This window comes from uncultured Psychroserpens sp. (assembly GCF_947492715.1).
Taxonomy (GTDB): Bacteria; Bacteroidota; Bacteroidia; order Flavobacteriales; family Flavobacteriaceae; genus Psychroserpens.
On the sequence record NZ_CANLNS010000009.1, the window covers coordinates 56582 to 78665 of the forward strand.

Here is a 22084-nt window from a genome sequence, read left to right on the forward strand (position 1 = left end):
GTTATCTTTGAAAAAACTTCATTATATGGTACGTTGGATTATATTTATCTTAATCTATAGTCTTTTTTCATTTTACGGATTTCAAGCGGTTAAAACAGTAACCAAGGTAAGTTGGTTGCATTATTTATTTATAGCTATTGCGATTGTTATTGCTGGAAATTTTATTTACCAGTTTTCAATTGGCTCAGAAGGTCGTGTACTTAACCCTTCAAAGAGTTATGCTTTTGGGTTTTTATTAGCTTTTATGTCGTTAAACTTGGTTATTGTTCCAATTCTTTTAGGAGAAGATATTGTTAGAGGAGCGTTAGGTTTATATGATAAGTTAGTAACGAAAGATTCATTTTATTTACCATCTCGAAGAAAGTTTATTAGTCAAATTGCTTTGGGCTTGGCTGCCATTCCATTTAGTTCCCTTCTTTACGGAATGTATAAAGGGAAGTATCGTTTTAGAGTTTTGAATTACACTTTACATTTTGAGGATTTACCAGAAGCCTTTGATGGGTATCGCATTACACAGATAAGCGATATTCATTCAGGTAGTTTCGATAATCACGAAAAAATTGAATATGGTGTCAATCTTATTAATGAGCAAGAATCGGATGTTATTATGTTTACAGGAGACATGGTTAACAATAAAGCGTCTGAAATGGAACCATGGAAAAATGTTTTTGGTACTTTAAAAGCAAAGGATGGTGTGTTTTCTGTATTAGGGAATCACGATTATGGAGATTATGTGAGGTGGCCTTCCGAGGCAGACAAAGTTAAAAACCTTAATGATTTAAAAACAATTCAAAGAGAAATGGGCTATGATTTATTGCTCAATGAGTCTCGTTTTTTAGAGAGAGACGGACAGCGAATTGCCATAGTTGGTGTGGAAAATTGGGGAAAAGGTGGATTTAAAAAGGCAGGAGATTTGAAAAAGGCTTCTCAAAACGTTGCTGCAGATGATTTTAAAATTCTTATGAGCCATGACCCCAGCCATTGGGAGGAAGAAGTTATTAAGGACGATTATCACTATCATTTGACATTAAGCGGACATACACATGGTATGCAATTTGGAATTGAAATCCCAGGCTGGATTAAATGGAGTCCTGTAAAATGGCGTTATAAGTATTGGGCAGGAATTTATGAAGAGTTGGGTCAGTATATAAATGTGAATAGAGGGTTTGGATATTTAGGATATCCTGGTCGTGTTGGAATTTGGCCAGAAGTAACAGTTATTACACTTAAAAAGGGAGTAAATAACGCTTAATAGTATGGAAATGTTATATTTACTTTGAAAATGCGTATTTTTATAAATATGTCATAGTGAACCTACTGGGTAATACTATTTAAAGTATTACCAAAAATTTTATGTAGGTTTGTATATGCATATCAGATTTAAAAGTTTAAATGTATGTCAAAATTTGGGGAACTTATAGACGTGGATATTCCAGTTCTGTTAGATTTTTTCACAGAATGGAATGAGCAATCTACTGCAATGCATCCAGTAATGAGAGATGTAGCAGCTGCTCTTGGTGATAAAGCAAAGGTCATCAAAATCGATGTTGATAAAAATAAAGAGTTAGCCGAAGCCTTGCGTGTTAAAGGTTTGCCAACACTCATCATTTATAAAAATGGTGAGATGAAATGGAGGCATAGTGGTGAGCAAGATGCCAATACCTTAATAGGAATCGTTCAAGAATATATCTAATCTAGAGCGCTTTAAATTCAAACCCTTTTTTACTGAAAAGTTCTAATACTTTAGGAAGTGTATAAGTCATGTTTTTAGATGCCTTTACGCTGTCGTGAAATACAATGATACTACCAGCTTTGCTTTTGGATAACACATTTTCAAGACATTGTTCTTCAGAAAGGCTTTGATCCCAATCAAAAGATAGAACATCCCACATAACTATTTTATATCCTAGGTTAATTATTTTTTTACCTTGTTTGGGCTTAATTTGTCCATAGGGAGGCCGAAACAATTTTATGTCATCTTTTTTTAGGGTATCAATAATGGTCTGTGTAAGGCGGACTTCACTTAGATAGTCTTTGGTTTTGGTTGTCCAGCCCTTAACATGTTGATGTGTATGGTTTCCTATGGTATGACCATCGTCAATGATTTTCTGGAATATGCCAGGGTATTTTTCAATATTAGAACCTATACAGAAAAATGTGGCTTTCGCGTTATAACGCTTAAGTGTTTGTAAAGTCCAATCGGTAATTTCAGGAGTTGGACCATCATCAAAAGTGAGGTACAACTCCTTACTACTGGTAGTAATATCCCAAAGATAATTTGGGAACATTTTTTTAGCAACAATAGGTGTTTTTACTGGAGCTATTTTCATTTAATTCTTTATTACAAACCTAGGATACTATCAATGGTATCTTTAGCAATGTCTCTGTCTTCTCTTACAGGTTCTGTTTCTGGTTCTTCATCACCAGTAAAGTGTTTAAATAATTTCAAGTAATTATTAAACTTCTCTGTCTCCTGCAGTGCAAATTCTTTATCATTATAGATAACTAAAACATCAACTAGGTTGCGATACCATTCAATATCAGATACAATTTCATCCAAATATCGAGTTTGGTTTTCAATAGAAAGCTCACTCCAATACGTTAATTTTTCCTGATATTTTCTGGTTACATCTGTATAAAGTTTTCTGGCTTTATCTGTTTTGCCTATTTCATAATAACCTGTAATGTAAGGCTCAAGTAGAGTGTAAAAGCCAAATTTGTTTACAGGCATTTTTTCCATGGCTAAATCAGCTACTTTTTCAGCTTTATCAAATTGATTTTCATTTATAAGCTGTTCCATTAATCTAGCTAGGTTGCCTCTATAGGTAATTCCATTTTTTCGAGTTTCGACATCATGATAGATTTTATCGCTACCGCTATTTCCCCAATCCCATGACATTACTTTTTCATACATTAAATCTGAATCTACTCGACCCATATCAAATGGATTTGCTCTATCTACTGGTGTTTTAATTGGAACCAATTTATAACACAAACCATCTAATTGAAGGTAGTCTTTCATCCAAATATAATCTTCATCGCTAAAAGCACCACCTGTAAAATATATTGGTCGTTTCCAGTCATTGTTAGCAATGATGTCAAGCATTAATAGACGGTTTTTATATAAAGCTCCGGCTGTAATTTTAAGATCTATGTATGGTACTATTTCGTCTTCGTCTTTTGGTTTTACAATACCGCTTTCTAAAACGTTGTCTTTGTTAACAGGTACTCTAATGTTTGAAGTAGGTAAATAATTTGAATTTTGCAATTGAGCTGGATAACCGTTAGGGTTTTCACCACGACTTTGCATTGCATATTTCAACTTATATCTTGGATCATCATTAGAAATGAAATTTATAAAGTCTTTAATGAGCATGGTGTCTCTGGTGAGTTCATATTTCATTATAACATCACGTGTTCCAAACCTATACTGATCATGCGTTAATTGCGATGGTATTGGATCACTATCATAAGCTTTTCGTTTCATTTGATCTATATACCAATCGGTTTGGAATAAACTTGTATTGACAACACGTACATCTGTTCTAACACCTTCTATTTCTTGTAAATACCAAAGTGGGAAACTATCATTATCACCAATAGTAAACAAAATCGAGTTTGGTGCACAAGATTCTAAATACTTCCTTGCCATTGCTTGTGCTGTGCATTTTGCCGATCTATCGTGATCATCCCAGTTTTCGGCTGCTAAAATGCCAGGAACTAGAAATAGACAAACTAAGGTGATAGCAGGTGCCAAAAATTTAGAGTTGGCATATTTCCGAAGCAAATCAAAAATGGCATAAACTCCAAAGCCTATCCAGATAGCAAATACATAGAAAGAACCTACTACGGAATAATCCCTCTCACGAGGTTCAAATGGTCTTACATTGGTGTAAAATTGAATGGCTATTCCTGTGAATAAGAAGAAAACAAGGAGTACCCAAAAGCGTTTAGGATCTCTAGTAAGTACAAATAAAAACCCTATGACCCCTAAGATTAAAGGTAGCATGTAGTATGTGTTTCGAGACTTGTTATTGGCAACGTCACTAGGCAGATTGTCTTGAGACATCCCTAAACGCCATGAACTCTCGTCAATAAAATCTATACCACTAATCCAGTTGCCATGTAAATCGTCATATTTACCTTGAATGTCGTCCTGTCTACCAGCAAAATTCCACATAAAATAGCGCCAATACATATAGCCTAATTGGTAGTCTAACATGTAATAAAGGTTGTCACCAAAGGAAGGCTTCTGTATGTCCAGATAATCACGTCCAAATTGTCTGAGGAAGCTATGATAATCTTCATAATCAATTTTTCCCTGAGCAACTTCGCTCCTAAATTCATTTACGACGCGGCGCACGTCATTATCCATTTGAAATTCAGGTTTGATTCTAAAATCCAATAAGCCTGTAAACATCATATAATTTTCGGCATGCTCTGTGCTCCACATTCTTGGTAACCATGCGGCCTGATCAGAATTATAATTTTGTTTCGTGTTTTCCCATTCATTTACAATGACATATTCTCCTTTTTCATAATCTTTTTCATATTTCGGCTTGTCGTCTATGTAAGGGTTGTTGCTATCTAAACCTGTGTACTGATCTGTAAATAATGGTCCATAAAACAAATGTGTTTCTGGATACTGCTCTAAGTTGTAATAGGCGAGCAATTCTCTTGCGCTCGAAGGATCATTCTCATTAATAATCACATTGGCATTAGCCCGAATAGGTAACATGGTCCATGATGAGAAGCCAATAAAAATAAAAATTAAGCAAAGCGTTAATGTGTTTGCATATTTATAGCCTTTGTCACGCGTATATTTTAATCCGAAATAGAAAGCTGCGATTAAAATTAAGGCTGCGATAATTGTTCCAGAGTGGAAAGGTAATCCAATACTATTTACAATAGTGACTTCCATCCAGCCAAAGAAACGAAGCGCATTAGGTAATAATAACTTAAATATAAATAAGAGAATGGCGGCTGAAATTACATTGGCTAGAATAAAATTTGTAACTGTAATTGTTTTATAGTTCTTAAAGAAATAGATAAGTCCTAGAGCAGGAATAGTTAATAATCCCATGAAGTGAACCCCAAAAGATAAACCGATAACAAAAGCAATTAATATTAACCATCTATGACCTCTTGGTTCATGCATGTCTCTTTCCCATCTCAGTCCTAAGTAAAACAGTATAGACATAATTAGGGTAGCCATAGCATATACTTCTGTTTCCACGGCATTAAACCAAAACGAATCGGTGAATGTAAATGCCAAACTTCCAACAAGAGCGCTTCCTAAGATAGCTACAGATGCATTTTTTGATAATTTTTCGTCTTCATTTTTGGCCAGTTTACGCAATAACATTGTAATGGTCCAAAACATAAAAAGAATTGTGAATGCACTTGAAACAGCGCTCATCATATTGAGCATGGCGCCTATTTGGGCAGGTTCAAGGGCAAACATTGAGAAAAAAGCGCCTAGCATTTGAAATAGTGGTGCGCCAGGAGGATGACCTACTTGCAATTTAGAAGAGGTAAGTATATATTCGCCGGCATCCCAAAAGCTCACGGTTGGCTCTATAGTTAAGGCATAGGTAATTAAAGCTACGGTAAAAGCTAACCATCCTAAAATGGTATTCCATTTCTTGAAGTTGAAATGTGTCATAAAAATAGTCTATTTAATGCGAGCGAATTTACTAATAAATATGATAAACGCTATAGATTTTAAGTAAACGTTACCATTTTTTAATTATTTTATAAAAAATTATTTGTACAAATAAAACTTTGTAGTAAATTTGCATCCTCTTTAAGAGATTGGCCTATGGTGTAACTGGCAACACATTGGTTTTTGGTACCAAAGAGTCTAGGTTCGATCCCTAGTGGGCCAACAAAAAAGTCTTCCTATAAATGGAAGACTTTTTTTATTTAACGGTATAACGATTAAATCTTAAAGGTAATTACTGGTCTTTTAGCATGGTTAACAAGGTCCTCACTAATACTTCCATTAAAGAAATGTGCAATTCCTTGTCGGCCATGAGTACTTATTCCTATCAAATCGGCATCAATTTGTTTTGAAAAGTTAAGTACACCCTTTTCCACAGATTCGTCATTATAAATATTTATAGTGTAGTTTTTGAAGCTGTAATCTTCAATAAAATTAATGATGCGGTCATTTGCTTTTTTTGTGGTTGTAAAATTACTAGCAGTATTTACCATTAATAAGTGAACTTGAGCCCCAAAAGCTGTTGCAAACTCTGTAGCTTGTCTATAGGTTTCTTTGTTATCGTTTTTAAAATCTGACGCAAACACAATATCATCAACACTAAAATCATCATGACTATTTTTTATAACTAAAACGGGTACATCAGAGTTTCGTACTGCTTTTTCGGCATTAGATCCAACAAACATCTCCTTAATACCACTTGCGCCATGAGAACCCATAGTAATCATTGTAATACCATGTTCTTTGCAAATTTCAGAAATACCATTAAAAGAACCATCAGGCTTAACGATTTCATGCACAGTTAAATCATCGAGGTATTCACTATTCATGATGTCTTCAAATTTTTGATGAGCCATTTTCATAAAAAACATTACCTCAGGGACTTCTGCTTGCGTACTCACGGCATCAATTTCCTGCATTGGAATCTCTAACATGTGTAATAAATAGATTTCACTACCATGTTTTTTTGCTATTTGAGAGGCAACTTTTAGAGCGTTTTCTGCTTCTTGTGAAAAATCTGTTGGAACTAGTATTTTTTTCATTTTTGATGTGTTGATTTGTATTACATAAAATTAATAATAAAAATCGACATATCGGCAGTTGTAAAAATCAATAAAAATGTTGTATATTTGCAGCGTTGTTTGAAGAAAAAAGAATAATGAGCGGACGGGAAGTCCGCTCTTTTTATACTAAAAATGTTCAGAGAGACTGTAAAAAATTTATTAGACGAAGGATTAAAACAACGAGAAGACTTGTTTTTAATTGATTTTGATGTGTTAACAGATAACACTATTAAAATAGTAATTGACGGAGATAACGGGGTTTTAGTTGAAGATTGCATGTTTATAAGCCGCGCTATAGAGCATAACTTAGATCGTGAAGAACAGGATTTTTCGTTGGAGGTATTATCAGCAGGTGCAGCTGCACCATTTACTAATAAACGACAGTATAAAAAAAACCTAGGTAGAATGCTTAGCGTGAAAACAACAACGAACGAAACCATAGAAGGAAAACTTACTCAGGTTAATGAGGATAAGATTCTTTTAGAATGGAAGGCAAGAGAACCTAAGCCAGTTGGTAAAGGAAAAGTAACCGTAAAAAAACAAGCAGAGATTTCGTATGATACGATTTCAAAAGCTCAAGTTGTAATAAAATTTTAATTCATAGTTATGGAAAATATTGCGTTAATTGATTCTTTTTCAGAATTTAAAGACGATAAATTAATAGATCGTGTAACGTTAATGGCGATTTTAGAAGATGTATTAAGAAATGCATTGAAAAAGAAATATGGTGATGACGATAATTTTGATATTATTATTAATCCAGATAAAGGAGATTTAGAGATTTGGAGAAATAGAATTGTTGTTGCAGATGATGAAGTAGAAGAACCGAATCAAGAAATTGCATTGTCTGAAGCTCAAAAAATTGAACCTGATTTTGAAGTTGGAGAAGATGTAGCTGAAGAAGTGAAGCTCGTAGATTTAGGACGTCGCTCAATTTTGGCATTACGTCAAAATTTGATTTCTAAAATTCACGAGCATGACAATACTAATATTTATAAGCAATTTAAAGAATTAGAAGGAGAGATTTACTCAGCAGAAGTTCATCATATTAGACATAGAGCAATCATCTTGTTAGATGATGAAGGTAACGAAATCATCCTTCCAAAGGATAAACAAATACCTTCAGACTTTTTCAGAAAAGGAGAGAATGTTAGAGGAATTATTGAAAGTGTTGAATTAAAAGGAAATAAGCCAGCAATTATCATGTCTAGAACAGCACCAGCGTTCTTAGAAAAATTGTTTGAGCAAGAAATCCCTGAAGTATTTGACGGATTAATCACTATTAAAAACGTAGTGCGAATTCCAGGAGAAAAAGCGAAAGTAGCTGTAGATTCTTATGATGATAGAATTGATCCTGTTGGAGCTTGTGTTGGAATGAAAGGATCTAGAATTCATGGTATTGTTCGTGAATTAGGGAATGAAAATATTGATGTTATTAATTATACAAATAACTTACAATTATTCATCACTAGAGCATTAAGCCCAGCAAGAGTAACTTCGATCAAACTTGATGAAGAAAACAAACGTGCAGAAGTGCTATTAAAACCAGAAGAGGTTTCAAAAGCTATTGGTAGAGGTGGTCACAATATTAGATTAGCTGGTAAATTAACTGGTTATGAGATAGATGTATTTAGAGAAGGTGCTGAAGAAGATGTAGAATTAACTGAGTTCTCAGATGAAATCGAAGGATGGATTATTGATGAATTTAGTAAAGTTGGTTTAGATACCGCAAAAAGTGTACTTGAACAAGATGTTGATGATTTAGTGAAGCGTACAGATTTAGAAGAAGAAACAATTTTAGATGTTATTAGAATTCTTAAAGAAGAATTCGAAGATTAATACCAAACTTATGCAATAAAAAGTTAATTTGGTAGAATATATTTTTAAGTTATATTACACAATTTATGGCTCAAACGAGATTAAATAAAGTATTAAGGGAATTAAACATCTCTATAGATCGCGCAGTTGATTTTTTAGAATCAAAAGGTGTCGAGATAGAGAAGAGTCCTAATACAAAAATATCAGAGGAGGTTTATGTAATTCTTTCCAACGAATTTCAAACCGACGCTAGTAAAAAAGTAGCTTCTTTAGAAGTTAGCGAAGCGAAGCTAAAAGAAAAAGAAGAGTTGCGAGAGCAACGTGAGCGTGAATTGGAAGAGAAAGCTCAAAGAGAAGCCAAGAGTCGTGAAGTGGTTAAGGCCAAAGCAGAATTAAGTGGTCCTAAGCAAGTTGGAAAAATCGACTTAAACAAGAAAGAAAAGGAAGAGGCTAAAGAAGAAGCATCTATAAAAGAGGAAGCTCCTAAGGAAGAAGCCCCTAAAAAAGAAGAAGCCCCGAAGGAAGAAGCGCCTAAGAAGAAGGAAGTTGCGAAGGAAGAGGCACCAGTGAAAGCAGCGCCTAAAGCGGTTGAGAAACCAAAAGCCAAAGAAGCGCCTAAAAAAGAAGTTGAGGCCAAAACCGAAACGCCGGCGACTCCTGCCGAACCTGTAGAGGAAACGCTTAAAACACAGTATAAGAAACTTTCAGGGCCTAAAATTGCTGGAGATAAGATCGATTTATCTAAGTTTAATAAGCCTAAGAAAAAGAAAGAAGAAAAGAAATCTGATTCAGATTCTGATAATAAAAAGAAAAGACGCCGTATTAGTAAAGGACCATCTGGTGGTGATAACAGACCTAATAACAGAGGCGGAAATCAAAGAGGTGGATACAAAGGTAAAAACCAAGGAAAACGTTCTGTTGTAAAAGAAGAGCCTAGTGCAGAAGAAGTACAGAAACAGGTACGTGAAACTTTAGAGAAACTTCAAGGAAAATCTAATAAAGGAAAAGGCGCTAAATACCGTAGAGAAAAACGTGAGCAGCATAGAGAGCAAACGGAAAAAGATCTACAGGCAGAAGCGGCTGAAAGTAAAATACTAAAGGTAACAGAGTTTGTTACTGCTAGTGAGGTTGCTACGATGATGAATGTCTCAGTGACAGAAATTATCTCAGCGTGTATGTCGCTTGGTATGATGGTAACCATGAACCAAAGATTAGATGCTGAAACTTTATCTGTTGTAGCTGATGAATTTGGTTATGAAGTAGATTTCGTAACGGCGGATATTGAAGAGTCTATTGAAGAAATAGAAGATAAACCAGAAGATTTAGAAGCACGTGCTCCTATTGTAACCGTAATGGGTCACGTAGATCATGGTAAAACGTCATTACTGGATTACATTCGTAAAGAAAATGTAATTGCTGGTGAGTCTGGTGGAATTACACAACATATTGGAGCCTATGGTGTTCAGTTGGATAGCGGACAAAAAATTGCTTTCCTTGATACACCAGGTCACGAGGCCTTTACAGCGATGCGTGCTCGTGGTGCTCAAGTTACAGATATTGCAATTATTGTAGTGGCTGCGGATGATTCTATCATGCCACAAACCAAGGAAGCAATTGCCCATGCACAAGCTGCTGAAGTGCCAATTGTTTTTGCAATAAATAAAATTGATAAGCCTGGTGCAAATCCTGAAAAAGTAAAAGAGGGATTAGCTCAAATGAACTTATTAGTTGAAGACTGGGGAGGAAAAATCCAATCTCATGATATTTCGGCTAAAAATGGTACAGGAATTAAAGAGTTACTTGAAAAAGTGTTGCTTGAAGCCGAATTGTTAGAGCTTAAAGCGAATCCTAATAAAAATGCAACAGGTACTGTTGTAGAAGCGTTCTTAGATAAAGGTCGTGGATATGTATCTACTATTTTAGTTCAAGCTGGAACTTTAAGTGTTGGAGATTATGTGCTTGCAGGGAAAAACAGTGGTAAAGTGAAAGCTATGCATGATGAGCGTGGTAACGAAGTTGCTGCTGCAGGACCATCAACACCAGTGTCAATTTTAGGTTTAGATGGAGCACCACAAGCGGGTGACAAGTTCAATGTCTTTGAAGATGAGCGTGAAGCGAAACAAATAGCGATTAAACGTACACAACTGCAACGTGAACAAACCGTAAGAACAACTAAGCATACAACATTAGATGAAATCGGTCGTCGTATTGCTCTTGGTAACTTTAAAGAACTTAATATTATATTGAAAGGTGATGTGGATGGATCGGTTGAAGCCTTAACAGATTCGTTCCAAAAGCTCTCTACTGAAGAAATTGAAGTTAAAATCATTCACAAAGGAGTTGGAGCTATTACCGAAAGTGACGTCTTGTTGGCAACAGCATCAGATGCCATTATTATTGGGTTCAATGTGCGTCCAATGGGTAATGCACGTCAAATAGCAGATAAGGAAGAAATCGATATCAGAACATATTCAATTATCTATGATGCAATCAATGATCTTAAAGATGCGATGGAAGGTATGTTATCTCCAGAGCTTAAAGAAGAGATTACTGGTACTGCTGAAATTAGAGAAACCTTTAAGATTTCGAAAATTGGTACTATTGCTGGATGTATGGTAACTAACGGAAAAATCTTTAGAAATTCTGGAATCCGTTTAATTAGAGATGGTGTTGTTATTCATACAGGTGAATTGGTATCGTTGAAACGTTTTAAAGATGATGCTAAAGAAGTGTCTAAAGGCTATGATTGTGGTATGCAACTTAAAGGTTACAATGATATACAAGTGGATGATGTATTAGAAGCATTCCAAGAAGTTGAGGTGAAAAAGAAACTCAAGTAATAAATACATAACAAATAGAGAATAAAAAAAGCGACTTAATTAAGTCGCTTTTTTTATATGCTTTATCGTGGTTTTCTAAGCCCTAGCTTTAATCTTCTTTTTTAGGTTCGAAAACCATAGCTTTTGAAAATTTCTTTTTAATTTTTAAGAGTGCAATATCTGCTTCTAGTCGCGTATTAAAATTTCCAACCCAAACTTTATAATTAGGAGTTTCATAAACTAATTCTGATGGCCATTGCGAAAATGTGTTTCTAAATTTTTGGCGCAAAGCCATAGCCTCAGATCGCGATCCAAAATCTAATTGTATTTTATATAAATCGGCAGTTTTTACATCTTTCTTATATTCTAAGAGCTTCGTGATGTCACTGTCTTGGTCAATAGTAACCGTTCCATCTTGGGCAAAGGTCTGGTTTCCAATAGCCAAGAAAGCTAAAATTAAGACTGCTATTTTGAGATTATTTACTTTCATAATTTTTGAAATTTAGTACAAAGAAAACGTTTTTTTTTGACTGTTGTTTCCAGAGTTAAAATTAATAACTAAATTGGCGGCTAAAATATTATTTAGAATCCTTATAAATTATCAATTAACAGTTCTGTAACATTTCCAAAATCGACTTTATATGTTATTTTTGCATGAGATTTTACAAACGTTTTTTTCAATAGTAATAATGAAAAAATCATACCAAAGTTTAGAAGATAATTCAACTAACAATATGATACAGGTGATTTACCGTCAACTAGCCTCAAAGATTCCTTATTTAGGACTGGTTATTTTACTCACGTTTTCCACTTCACTTAATGCCCAAGAAGGCGACATTTCAAAAGGAAAAGCTTTATTTAATACCAATTGTGCTTCTTGTCACAACCTAGACCGTGTTATGACAGGTCCTGCGTTGAGAAATGTTCAGGCGCGTTTGGAAGAAGATCAAGGTTTAGATAGAGAGTGGTTAAATAAATGGATTAGAAATAGTGCCGATTTAATTAGTTCTGGCGATGCTTATGCAAATAAGATTTACAATGAATACAGTCAGACGCCAATGAATGCGTTTGCTGCTTTATCAGATCAGGATATTACAGATATTTTAGCTTTTACGGCTGTGGATCCTTGTGAACTAAATCCGCAATCTTCTCCTGATTGTCCAGGTTATGTTAAACCTGAAGGTGGAGAGGTTTCTCAAGCAGAAGGAATCTCAAACAAATTAATCTTAGGCGCTTTAGCTGTGTTATTTGCATTATTAGCAATGGCTTTAGTGTTAGTAAGACGTACATTAAATCGTTTTGCTGAAGAAAAAGGGATTGAAGCTGCTACTAAAGATAAGAGCCTTCCAATATGGAAAGCTTTTGTTCAAAATCAATTTTTAGTATTGGTGACTGCAATCTTCTTCTTATTAGCGAGTGCATATTTTGTTTATGGATATTTATCTCAAATAGGTGTAGATCAAGGTTACGAACCTGTACAACCAATACATTTCTCACATAGAATTCACGCTGGTGAAAACGGTGTTGACTGTAAGTACTGTCACTCATCTTCTAGAGTAAGTAAAACATCTGGTATTCCTTCACTTAATATTTGTATGAACTGTCACAAATCTGTATTTGAAGTATCTCCTGAGACGCAACAACAAGGTCTAGCAGAATTTAATAAAGATTACAATGCCGAAATCCAAAAGTTATATGATGCTGTTGGATGGGATGGTCAAAACTACACAGGAGAATCTAAACCAGTAAGATGGGTTAGAATTCATAACCTTCCAGACTTTGCATATTTCAATCACTCACAACACGTTACTGTTGCTGGTGTAGAATGTCAAACATGTCATGGTCCTGTAGAGGAAATGGAAGTTGTATATCAATATTCATCTTTAACGATGGGATGGTGTATCAACTGTCATAGAGAAACAGATGTAAATGTAAAAGATAATGCGTATTACACTAAAATACATGAGCAATTATCTAAAAAATATGGTGTAGACAAACTTACTGTCGCTCAAATGGGTGGACTAGAATGTGGTAAGTGTCACTATTAATAAATTTAATAAGAAGTAATTCAATTATATAATATGTCATCAAACAAGAAATACTGGAAAAGTGTTGAAGAGCTAAAAGAGAATAGCTCTATTGTTGAGACGCTAAAACAAAATGAATTTGTTGAAGAGATTCCTACTGATGAATTTTTAGGAGATAAAGAAACATTAGAAGCCTCTTCTACTACGCGTCGTGACTTTTTGAAGTATGTAGGTTTTAGTACTGCTGCTGCATCTTTAGCAGCTTGTGAAGGACCTGTAATAAAATCAATTCCTTATGTAGTGCAACCAGAGTCTATTACTCCTGGTGTAGCTAACTACTATGCAACGACAATTGCAAACGGATTTGATTTTGCTAGTGTTTTAGTAAAAACACGTGAAGGTCGTCCAATCAAAATTGAAAACAACAACTTAGCAAAAACAAATAATAGTGCTAATGCAAGAGTTAACGCTTCTGTTTTAGGACTATATGATAGTTTAAGAGTTAAAGGCCCAATGAAAGGTGGAAGCGCTATTTCTTGGGAAACCTTTGATGCTGAGACTAATCAAAGTCTAACAGACTTGATGAATGCTGGTAAGGAGATTGTAATACTAACACAAACGTATGCAAGTCCTTCAACGTCAAAATTAATTGCAGAATTTAAAGCGAAATACGGAAATGTTCGTCACGTGGTTTATGATGCAGTTTCAGAATCTGCTGCGCTAGATGCATATCAAGCTCAGTATGGTACACGTGGAATGGCAAGCTACGATTTCTCAAAAGCAACTACTATTGTTTCTGTTGGAGCCGATTTCTTATCAGATTGGCAAGGTGGAGGATTTGACGCTGGATATGCGCAAGGTCGCGTTCCTAAAGATGGAAAAATGTCACGCCACATTCAGTTTGAATCTAATATGTCACTTACTGGCGCGAACGCAGATAAACGTGTGCCATTAACACCAACTCAGCAAAAACTTGCTTTAGCTAAATTATATAGCGAAGTGGTTGGTGGAGCAGTATCTGTAGATTTACCAGAACATATAAATACAGCTGTTCAAAAGGCGGCTTCAGAATTAAAACTAGCTAGAGGTAATGGTGTTTTAGTAACAGGTATTCAAGACGTGAATGCGCAAACAGTTGCCATTGCCATCAATGAAGCCCTTGGAAGTAAAGCGTTTGATCCAGAGACTCCTATATTAACAAGACAAGGTAATAACGCATCTGTTTCTAAATTAGTAGCAGATATGAAAGCGGGTAATGTTGGAGGTATCATCATGAGTGGTGTTAACCCAATGTACACTTTACCTAATGCTTCAGATTTTGCTGCAGGTTTAGCTGAGACAGACTTATCGATTTTGTTTTCGATGAAAGCAGATGAAACGGCTAAGGTTTCACAATATGTTGCTGCAGCACCTCACTATTTAGAATCTTGGGGAGATGTTGAGCTTAAAAAAGGACATTATAGTTTAATGCAACCGACAATTCGTCCGTTGTTTGATACACGTCAATTCCAACAAGCGTTATTATTATGGACAGGTAGTGATAAAAGCTATCGCGAGTACATAAAAGAGGCTTGGGGAAGTAATATTTTAACAGGATCATCTTTTAATAAAGCATTACAAGATGGTGTTTATGTTGGCAGTATTGCTACAGAAACTGTAGATACAACTGCCGATGCTGATACATCTACCGATGATACATCTGCAGATGCAGAACCAACTGCTTCAGCTGTTTCAGCAGGAAGTGCGGCACGAGCTTTAGCATCTGCTAAGCCTAGTGCAGGTTTAGAGTTATCACTATATACTAAAGTGAGTATGGGTGATGGTCAGCAAGCTAATAACCCTTGGTTACAAGAATTACCAGATCCTTTAACACGAACAACTTGGGATAACTACTTGACAATGTCTGCTAAGGATGCAGAGAAGTATCAAGTTAAAAACTGGCATGTTGCAAATGGAGGCTTAAACTCTAGTTTAGTAGAGTTAACTGTAAATGGAGTTCCTGTAACAGTACCTGTTATTATTCAACCTGGGCAAGCACAAGGTTCTATTGGTTTAGCCTTAGGTTATGGTCGTAAAGATGGTTTAAAAGCGGATATGCAAACTGGAAAGAATGCGTACCATTTCTATAAAGATTTTAATACAACTCAAACCGATGTCTCATTAAAAGATATTGGTGGCGAGCATGAATTTGCTTGTACACAGTTGCAAAATACATTAATGGGTCGTGGTGATCTTGTAAGAGAAACGACATTAGAGATTTTTAACTCTAAAGACAGAAATCATTGGAATGCTATTCCAACGGTATCTTTAAATCACGAACCTGTTGAAGTAACTTCTGAGAAAGTTGATTTATGGGATGAGTTTGATCGTTCAATTGGACATCACTTTAACTTATCAATCGACTTAAATGCCTGTACAGGTTGTGGCGCATGTGTTATTGCATGTCATGCTGAAAATAATGTTCCTGTAGTTGGTAAAGTGGAAGTTAGACGTAGCCGTGATATGCACTGGTTACGAATAGATAGATATTACTCATCTAATGACACGTTCGAAGAAGATCTTGTTGAAAAAGATGATGCTGATGGATTAGGATTAGGAAACTATCTATTTGGTGATGGTGAAGGCGACGGTTCTTTATCTACATTTGCTAGATTAGAAGATCCAGCTGATAATCCTCAAGTAGTATTCCAACCAGTAATGTGCCAACATTGTAACCATGCACCTTGTGAAACTGTTTGTCCAGTAGCGGCAACATCACATGGTCGTCAAGGTCAAAATCATATGGCATATAACCGTTGTGTAGGTACACGTTATTGTGCAAATAACTGTCCGTATAAAGTACGTCGTTTTAACTGGTTCTTATACAACAATAACGATGAGTTTGATTACTACATGAATGACGATTTAGGTCGTATGGTATTAAACCCAGATGTCGTTGTACGTTCTCGTGGTGTGATGGAAAAGTGTTCTATGTGTATTCAAATGACACAGAAAACAATTCTTGATGCTAAGCGTGACGGACGCCCAGTTAAAGATGGTGATTTCAAAACAGCGTGTTCTGCAGCTTGTAGCAGTGGAGCGATGGTGTTTGGAGATATCAACGATAAGCACAGTAAAGTTGCAAAACTAAAAGAAGATGATCGTATGTATCACTTATTAGAAAGTGTCGGTACTAAACCAAATGTTCAGTATCATACTAAAGTGAGAAATACAACAGAAGCATAAAAATTAATTAAGAAACAATTATAATAGATTATGGCGTCTCATTACGAAGCACCTATTAGAAGACCCTTAGTTACAGGAGAAAAATCATATCACGATGTATCGGTAGATGTGGCAGCGCCTGTTGAAGGAAAAGCAAATAAATCTTGGTGGATTGTATTTTCAATAGCACTTGTCGCTTTCCTTTGGGGAATTGGGTGTATTATCTATACAATTTCTACAGGTATCGGAACTTGGGGTTTAAATAAAACCGTTGGCTGGGCTTGGGATATTACTAACTTCGTTTGGTGGGTTGGTATTGGTCACGCAGGAACATTAATTTCTGCAGTACTATTACTTTTCCGTCAGAAATGGAGAATGGCAATTAACCGTTCTGCAGAAGCAATGACAATTTTCTCGGTAGTCCAAGCAGGTTTATTCCCAATTATTCACATGGGTCGTCCATGGTTAGGATACTGGGTATTACCAATACCAAACCAATTTGGTTCGCTTTGGGTAAACTTTAACTCTCCATTACTTTGGGATGTATTTGCAATCTCGACGTATTTATCAGTTTCATTGGTATTCTGGTGGACTGGTTTATTACCTGATTTTGCGATGATTCGTGATAGAGCTGTAAAGCCTTTCCAAAAGAAAATTTATTCATTATTGAGTTTTGGATGGTCAGGACGTGCTAAAGATTGGCAACGTTTTGAGGAAGTATCATTGGTACTTGCAGGTTTGGCAACACCATTAGTACTTTCTGTACACACCATTGTATCGTTTGACTTTGCTACCTCGGTTATTCCTGGATGGCATACAACAATCTTCCCGCCTTACTTCGTTGCTGGAGCGATTTTCTCTGGTTTTGCGATGGTAAATACGCTCCTCATTATTATGAGAAAAGTATGTAGTCTTGAAGATTATATCACAGTACAACACATCGAGTTAATGAATATTGTCATAATGATTACTGGTTCTATCGTTGGTGTAGCATATATTACTGAGTTATTTATTGCTTGGTATTCTGGAGTTGAATATGAACAATATGCATTCTTAAATAGAGCAACAGGACCTTACGCTTGGGCGTATTGGATGATGATGTCATGTAATGTATTCTCTCCTCAGTTCATGTGGTTCAAAAAATTAAGAACAAGTATCATGTTCTCATTCTTTATTTCTATTGTTGTAAACGTAGGAATGTGGTTTGAACGTTTCGTAATTATTGTAACATCATTACATAGAGATTACTTACCTTCTTCATGGACAATGTTCCAGCCAACCTTTGTTGATATTGGAATATTTATTGGAACGATCGGGTTCTTCTTTGTACTCTTCTTATTATATGCTAGAACATTCCCTGTAATTGCTCAGGCAGAAGTTAAGACGATTTTGAAGTCTTCTGGAGAACGTTATAAAAACATTAGAGAACGTGGAGACAGTTTAGTTGGAACTGGAGCAGATTCTAGAACTTCTAATGTTATTTCGAATGTTAATACTGAAGTGCCTAAAGCAGTTTCAGAAGAAGATAATTCGGCTAAAGTTAATGACTTATTAGGTAGTATAGGAGCGTTTGATTCTAATACACAAACAGCCGACGACTTGAAAAAGGTAAATGGTATTGGTCCTAAAATGGAAGAAGTACTTAATAGTATTGGTATCTATACATTTTTACAAGTAAGTAAAATGACAAAAAGAGAATATGACTTACTAGATGCTATCACTGGTTCTTTCCCTGGAAGAGCAGAACGTGATGATTGGTCTGGTCAAGCTAAAAAATTAATAAACTAAAAATAGTACATGGAAGCTTCAAAAGTAATTCACGCTATTTATACAGATGATGATGTTTTAATGGCAGCCGTTAAAAAGGTTAAGTCTGCACACCATCATATTGAAGAAATATATACACCTTTTCCAGTTCACGGATTGGACAAGGCTATGGGACTCGCTCCAACAAGAATAGCTATTGCATCATTTATGTATGGTTGTGTTGGTTTAACTGTGGCAATTGTTATGATGAATTTCATTATGATTCAAGATTGGCCTCAAAATATTGGTGGAAAACCAAGTTTTAGCTATATCGAAAACATGCCAGCATTTGTACCAATTATGTTTGAGTTAACTGTATTTTTTGCTGCCCACCTTATGGTTATCACCTTTTATTTAAGAAGTAGAATGTGGCCATTTAAGAAAGCTGAAAATCCAGACCCAAGAACAACAGATGATCATTTTTTAATGGAAATCGCAGTTCATGATAACGAACAAGAACTCTCTAATTTATTGAAAGAAACTGGAGCAGTAGAAATTAATTTAATTGATAAAGCGCATTAATTGATAAAGATGAAAAGCTTATTTAAAATAGTAGTAGTACTCATGGTATTTGCAAGTGTTGTTGCCTGTAAAAAGGATACAAGACCTAATTACCAGTTTATGCCAAATATGTATGAGCCTGTAGGTTATGAAACTTACCAAGAGGCTAAAGTTATGGTTGATGGCAAAGAGATATTAAAGAATGATATGGAAGCGCTAATACCTGCTGAAGGTTCAATTCCAAGAGGAGGACATATGCCGTTTGAAATTGAAAACACCAACGAAGGTTATATCCTTGCAAAAGAAACATTGACGAGTCCTTTAGATTCTACTCAAATTGATAGTCCAAGAGCAGGAGAATTATATGATATCTACTGTGGAATTTGTCATGGTAAAAAAGGTAACGGACAAGGAAACTTAGTGAAGCGAGAAAAAATATTAGGGGTTCCTAGTTACGATGATGCAGGAAGAGCAATTACCGCTGGTAGTATTTACCATACTATTTATTATGGGAAAAATACAATGGGTTCGTATGCTAACCAATTAAATGAAGAGGAACGCTGGCAAGTTGTTGATTACGTATTGAAACTTAAAGCAGACTTAGAAAAATAAGATAGATAAAGATTATATATAGATATGTATACATTTTCAAGTAAATTAAAATCAGCTGCAATCGGCCTAATGATAATAGGTGCAATTGGCGTTGCTTATGGTTTTTTCACATCTAACAAAACTTTCGAACAAGTAGAAACTATGTTGGCTAATGAATCTCATCATGGCGGTGGTCATGGAGAAGATGCAGGTCACCATGAGGCAGCGGATAGCGATGCTCATGCTACAGAAGGATCACATGCTGTGTCTGAAGCAACAGAAGGAGGGCATGCTGAAGTTGACGAACACACAAAACATGTAAATCATGTGATGCACGGAATGCATAACAGACCTTGGTCTGCATTATATGTTGCTGCATTCTTTTTCTTTATGATTGCACTTGGTGTATTAGCATTTTATGCGGTTCAGTATGCAGCTCAAGCAGGTTGGTCTCCACTACTTTTAAGAGTCATGGAAGGAATAACTGCTTATATGTTACCAGGAGCATTAATTGTTTTATTGATTGCTTCTCTTTCTCATTTTATTGGACATGATGCTATATTTAACTGGATGAATCCTGATATGGTCGATCCTGATAGTGATAAATTTGATAAACTAGTTCATGGTAAGAAAGGATGGTTGAACTATTGGGGATTCCTAATTAGAGGTTTAATCTTTGTTGGTGGTTGGTACTTATATAGACATTTCTCTCGTAAATTTTCAATTGCTCAAGATAAAGCAGATGATAATAAAAACTTTAAGAAAACATTCCGTATCTCTGCTGCATTTTTAGTGTTCTTCCTATACACAGAATCTATGATGTCATGGGATTGGATAATGAGTGTAGATCCTCACTGGTTCTCAACATTATTTGGATGGTACGTACTTGCAGGAATGATGGTTTGTGGTATTACAGTAATCGCAATGATTACAATTTACTTGAAATCTAAAGGACTTTTACCAAAGGTTAATGATAGCCATATACATGATTTAGCTAAATTCATGTTTGCGTTTAGTATTTTCTGGACATATCTATGGTTCTCTCAATTTATGCTTATCTGGTATTCAAATATTCCAGAAGAGGTAACTTATTTTGTGACGAGGTTCCAAGACTACCAATTACCATTTATAGGTATGGTAGCAATGAACTTTGTATTCCCATTACTTGTATTAATGAATAGTGATTACAAACGTATTCCATGGTTTGTTATTATGGCAGGGATTGTAATCTTAGTTGGTCACTATATAGATATATTTAACATGATTATGCCTGCTACAGTTGGAGATCAATGGTCTATCGGTATTCCAGAAATTAGTTCAATACTTCTTTTCGCTGGATTATTTATATTCATTGTGTTTACAGCATTGACCAAGGCGTCTTTAGAACCAAAACGAAATCCTTTCATTAAGGAAAGTGAACATTTCCATTATTAATAAAATTTATAAAGAACAGAAACGACAATGACTGCTTTTTTAACAATTATAATAGTACTTTTCATAGCTGTTGCCATTTGGCAAATGGTTAAGATATTTGATTTAGCTCAAGTAGGCACTTCAAATGATCAAGTAGCTACAGATAAAGACAATAGAATTAACGGGTATTTAATGATGGGATTTTTAATCTTCATCTATGCCATAACTATTGCTAGTTTTTGGTATTTGGGAGACCAACCTTTAATGTCTAATGCTGCGTCAGAGCATGGTGTTCAAATTGACAATTTGATGATCATATCAATGGTTATCATTTTTATTGTTCAAACTTTTACTCAGTTTTTACTGCATTATTTTGCTTTTAAATATAAAGGAGAAAAAGGGCGTAAAGCCTTATTCTATGCCGATAATAATACATTAGAGGCTATCTGGACATTTATTCCTGTTATTGTGTTAGCTGGTTTAATCATCTATGGTTTATTTACATGGACAAGCATTATGAATGTTGATGAAAGTGATGATCCATTAGTTGTTGAGTTGTATGCGCAGCAATTTAACTGGAAAGCGCGTTATGCAGGAGAAGATAATGTATTAGGAATGGCTAATGTAAGACTTATTGATAATAATCGTGCTAATATTTTAGGACTAGATGAGTCTGATCCAAATGGACAAGATGATGTGATTGTAACAGAATTACATTTACCTGTAGGACGACCTGTGTTATTTAAAATGCGTTCTCAGGATGTATTACACTCGGCTTATATGCCTCATTTTAGAGCCCAAATGAATTGCGTACCTGGTATGATTACACAATTTGGTTTTACACCAACAGTGACTACTGCAGAGATGCGTAAGAATCCTGATATCGTTGAAAAAGTTGAAAACATTAACGCGATTAGAGCAAAGAATAGAGCAGCTATTGAGGCTGTAGGAACGCAGGATGTTATATATGAGTTCGACTACTTATTGCTATGTAATAAGATTTGTGGAAAATCACATTACAATATGCAAATGAAAATTATTGTAGAAACTCAAGAAGAGTATGACGCTTGGATGAAAGAGCAAAAAACATTCAAAAATTCCTTAACTAACTAAAAAGAT

At 35.3% G+C, this 22084-nt stretch carries 16 protein-coding genes and 1 tRNA gene; 13 read left to right on the forward strand and 4 right to left on the reverse strand.

Features of this window, described 5'->3' with window-relative positions; translation table 11 throughout:
* Nucleotides 1–25 precede the first annotated feature (25 nt).
* Nucleotides 26–1252, forward strand: a complete 1227-nt coding sequence (locus tag Q0787_RS17800) for a metallophosphoesterase (protein WP_298904507.1) — start codon at nucleotides 26–28, stop codon at nucleotides 1250–1252.
* A 144-nt stretch (nucleotides 1253–1396) separates the two neighbouring features.
* Nucleotides 1397–1693 (forward strand): co-chaperone YbbN, encoded by a 297-nt coding sequence (locus tag Q0787_RS17805; RefSeq protein WP_028871703.1) that lies wholly within the window; start codon nucleotides 1397–1399, stop codon nucleotides 1691–1693.
* A gap of 1 nt (nucleotide 1694) precedes the next feature.
* Here Q0787_RS17805 and Q0787_RS17810 read toward each other — a convergent pair whose 3' ends face one another.
* Entirely contained in the window at nucleotides 1695–2330 is a 636-nt protein-coding gene (locus Q0787_RS17810; protein ID WP_298904417.1) for a polysaccharide deacetylase family protein, read from the reverse strand.
* An 11-nt stretch (nucleotides 2331–2341) separates the two neighbouring features.
* Nucleotides 2342–5665: a DUF2723 domain-containing protein gene (locus Q0787_RS17815; RefSeq protein ID WP_298904419.1), complete on the reverse strand. Its 3324-nt coding sequence runs from the start codon at nucleotides 5663–5665 to the stop codon at nucleotides 2342–2344.
* A 150-nt stretch (nucleotides 5666–5815) separates the two neighbouring features.
* On the opposite strand from Q0787_RS17815, the gene Q0787_RS17820 reads away from it, so the two are divergent.
* A tRNA-Gln gene (locus tag Q0787_RS17820) sits at nucleotides 5816–5888 on the forward strand.
* 52 nt (nucleotides 5889–5940) lie between these two features.
* On the opposite strand, the gene Q0787_RS17825 is transcribed toward Q0787_RS17820, so the two are convergent.
* On the reverse strand, nucleotides 5941–6765 hold the full coding sequence (locus Q0787_RS17825; protein ID WP_298904421.1) for a universal stress protein: 825 nt from the start codon (nucleotides 6763–6765) through the stop codon (nucleotides 5941–5943).
* A gap of 153 nt (nucleotides 6766–6918) precedes the next feature.
* On the opposite strand from Q0787_RS17825, the gene rimP reads away from it, so the two are divergent.
* The 3 genes from rimP to infB all read left to right on the forward strand — a co-directional run bounded on the left by rimP (nucleotide 6919) and on the right by infB (nucleotide 11444).
* The gene (gene rimP / locus Q0787_RS17830) at nucleotides 6919–7383 is read left to right on the forward strand and encodes a ribosome assembly cofactor RimP (RefSeq protein WP_298904423.1); all 465 of its coding nucleotides are present in this window, start codon (nucleotides 6919–6921) and stop codon (nucleotides 7381–7383) included.
* A 9-nt stretch (nucleotides 7384–7392) separates the two neighbouring features.
* Nucleotides 7393–8625: a transcription termination factor NusA gene (gene nusA, locus Q0787_RS17835; RefSeq protein ID WP_298761434.1), complete on the forward strand. Its 1233-nt coding sequence runs from the start codon at nucleotides 7393–7395 to the stop codon at nucleotides 8623–8625.
* 65 nt (nucleotides 8626–8690) lie between these two features.
* Nucleotides 8691–11444, forward strand: coding sequence for a translation initiation factor IF-2 (gene infB / locus Q0787_RS17840; RefSeq protein ID WP_298904425.1), 2754 nt, complete (start codon nucleotides 8691–8693; stop codon nucleotides 11442–11444).
* Nucleotides 11445–11532: 88 nt separating this feature from the next.
* Here infB and Q0787_RS17845 read toward each other — a convergent pair whose 3' ends face one another.
* Nucleotides 11533–11913 carry an SPOR domain-containing protein gene (locus Q0787_RS17845; RefSeq protein WP_298904427.1) on the reverse strand — a complete coding sequence of 127 codons (381 nt, stop codon included), beginning with the start codon at nucleotides 11911–11913 and terminating at the stop codon, nucleotides 11533–11535.
* 244 nt (nucleotides 11914–12157) lie between these two features.
* Here Q0787_RS17845 and Q0787_RS17850 point away from each other — a divergent pair, with 244 nt between their 5' ends.
* The 7 genes from Q0787_RS17850 to Q0787_RS17880 are packed head-to-tail and all read left to right on the forward strand — an operon-like array spanning nucleotide 12158 to nucleotide 22078.
* The gene (locus tag Q0787_RS17850; RefSeq protein ID WP_298904509.1) at nucleotides 12158–13471 is read left to right on the forward strand and encodes a c-type cytochrome; all 1314 of its coding nucleotides are present in this window, start codon (nucleotides 12158–12160) and stop codon (nucleotides 13469–13471) included.
* A gap of 33 nt (nucleotides 13472–13504) precedes the next feature.
* Nucleotides 13505–16675, forward strand: coding sequence for a TAT-variant-translocated molybdopterin oxidoreductase (locus Q0787_RS17855; RefSeq protein WP_298904429.1), 3171 nt, complete (start codon nucleotides 13505–13507; stop codon nucleotides 16673–16675).
* A 30-nt stretch (nucleotides 16676–16705) separates the two neighbouring features.
* The gene (gene nrfD / locus Q0787_RS17860) at nucleotides 16706–18442 is read left to right on the forward strand and encodes an NrfD/PsrC family molybdoenzyme membrane anchor subunit (protein ID WP_298904431.1); all 1737 of its coding nucleotides are present in this window, start codon (nucleotides 16706–16708) and stop codon (nucleotides 18440–18442) included.
* 9 nt (nucleotides 18443–18451) lie between these two features.
* Nucleotides 18452–18982, forward strand: a complete 531-nt coding sequence (locus Q0787_RS17865; RefSeq protein ID WP_298904433.1) for a DUF3341 domain-containing protein — start codon at nucleotides 18452–18454, stop codon at nucleotides 18980–18982.
* Between the two features lie 9 nt (nucleotides 18983–18991).
* The gene (locus Q0787_RS17870) at nucleotides 18992–19573 is read left to right on the forward strand and encodes a cytochrome c (RefSeq protein WP_298904434.1); all 582 of its coding nucleotides are present in this window, start codon (nucleotides 18992–18994) and stop codon (nucleotides 19571–19573) included.
* A 24-nt stretch (nucleotides 19574–19597) separates the two neighbouring features.
* Complete coding sequence (locus Q0787_RS17875; protein WP_298904436.1) at nucleotides 19598–20986, forward strand: quinol:cytochrome C oxidoreductase; 1389 nt, start codon at nucleotides 19598–19600, stop codon at nucleotides 20984–20986.
* Between the two features lie 27 nt (nucleotides 20987–21013).
* Nucleotides 21014–22078: a cytochrome c oxidase subunit II gene (locus Q0787_RS17880; protein ID WP_298904438.1), complete on the forward strand. Its 1065-nt coding sequence runs from the start codon at nucleotides 21014–21016 to the stop codon at nucleotides 22076–22078.
* The last annotated feature ends 6 nt before the right edge of the window (nucleotides 22079–22084 follow it).